Annotated in this window: 2 protein-coding genes and 1 pseudogene; 2 read left to right on the forward strand and 1 reads right to left on the reverse strand. The window is 48.6% G+C overall.

Going from position 1 to position 1,621, the window contains the following annotated elements; genetic code table 11:
- Positions 1 to 338: 338 nt before the first annotated feature.
- The gene (locus BBW68_RS20190) at positions 339 to 563 is read left to right on the forward strand and encodes a recombinase family protein (protein ID WP_276325384.1); all 225 of its coding nucleotides are present in this window, start codon (positions 339 to 341) and stop codon (positions 561 to 563) included.
- A gap of 1 nt (position 564) precedes the next feature.
- Positions 565 to 921, forward strand: a complete 357-nt coding sequence (locus BBW68_RS20195) for a recombinase family protein (protein WP_276325385.1) — start codon at positions 565 to 567, stop codon at positions 919 to 921.
- A 537-nt stretch (positions 922 to 1,458) separates the two neighbouring features.
- Here the strand turns inward: BBW68_RS20195 and BBW68_RS20670 are convergent.
- Positions 1,459 to 1,621 (reverse strand): annotated as a pseudogene (locus BBW68_RS20670) (IS91 family transposase); the annotation flags it as partial.

The raw sequence follows: 1,621 nt of genomic DNA on the forward strand, positions 1-1,621 counted from the left end.
CTATCTGGCGATGGTAGCTTGGTTAAGGCTTCACCCCGCCGCTTTTCGATGTAGAACCGTTCTTTTTGAGTGAGATGTTTTCCCTGCATGCAACAGGCTCTCCAGTAGGGCCAGAACGGTGATTTTATCCGGGGCTGGCCAGTGGGTCACTTTGTTGCGTTTCGAGTGGAAATTGGGCCATGCATTCACCTGAATGTTAAATTTTTGCTAAATTCCAATAAGTATCAAATATTAAGATATCTGACACCCCTCTAAAACAGCATAAAAGCAGGTTTCAAAAATCGTATTTCGTGAATTATGATACCATGAGGTATCAAAAACGATAAGTGAGACTAAAAATGGCGTTACTGGGGTACGCACGGGTATCAACCAGCCATCAAAAGCTGACGCATCAAATTTCGGAGCTGAAAAATGCCGGGGTGCGGGAAGATCGTATCTTTACAGACATGATGACAGGCGCAACTGATGAGCGGGAAGGATTACAGCGGCTGCTGGCCCGGGCAGAGAAAGACGACGTAATCCTCTGCACAAATAATGGACCGACTGGGGCGCAACACAGCTGACATGATCCGTGTAGTTGACGGCTGTTACAAAAAGGGGATTGCCATCCGGTTCCTGGAAAACGGCCTCAGTACAGAGGGGACGATGGGCAAAATGGTTATCCAAATCCTTGCGGCCGTAGCTGAAGCGGAGCATGAGCGTATTCTGGAGCGGACGAATGACGGCAGAATCGCAGCACTTGCGGCAGGCGTAAAATTTGGCAGGAAGAACCATCCACGAACGCCAGTAGCGCTGACGCTTATCTTACAGGGAGAAGCTCTGAGCAGAGTGACAGAAAAAACAGGGATATCCCGGGCGACGTACTTTCGATTAAAAAGAAAAATAAAAAACGATGCTAAAAATGCACCTCTTTCTCAATAAAATTCAATTTGTTATTTAAAGAATGTGGGACTTTTGGAGGAAATCGGCGCAGAACCCCATATAGCGTCGCTTTTAATAATGGATGTTGTAACTATAATTTATATTATTGCGTAAAGTGTCGCTGTCGAAACCTTTTGTCTCCGACCCATTAACTTCTTCGTCGCTGTAAGCAAGATGCTTAAGGACGTCTGACAGGGAAGGGGGGTTTGTGGGACCATTAAGCCCGTAACCGGCTTTGCCGGGCTGACGACGCCAGATAGCCTCCGTGCCGGCCTGAATGATTTCTGGCGCCTCCATGCCGCTGACGCGGCATCCAGAAGGCGTATCCTGCTAATTGATTTCTTCTAGGATTTCAACAACAGAGAGATGATACGTCATGTCGCCCATACCCACTCGATGGTTAGGAGATTGAATCGCCTCTTCTGAGAGCCCCAACCATGAATGTCAGAACAAACTATCCCTTTGATGCGGCGCTCGTGCGTAGGTTTAAGTATAAAAATGCAGTTTTTGTCGTGTTTTTAACCGGAAAGCCATTTTTCAGGCACACTGATCCAGCTTAGGCATCCGCATCCGCAGCCATCGCCTTTTCTCCATTCCACGCAGCCTTTCCGACAGTCATGCCATCGCCTGCGTTCCTGCCTGAGCGCCGGCAAAACGCCGTCGGCCCTTGCACAGGATGCACTGGTACGAGTCGGTACCC

This window comes from Candidatus Erwinia dacicola (assembly GCF_001756855.1).
In the GTDB taxonomy this organism is placed as follows: Bacteria; Pseudomonadota; Gammaproteobacteria; order Enterobacterales; family Enterobacteriaceae; genus Erwinia; species Erwinia dacicola.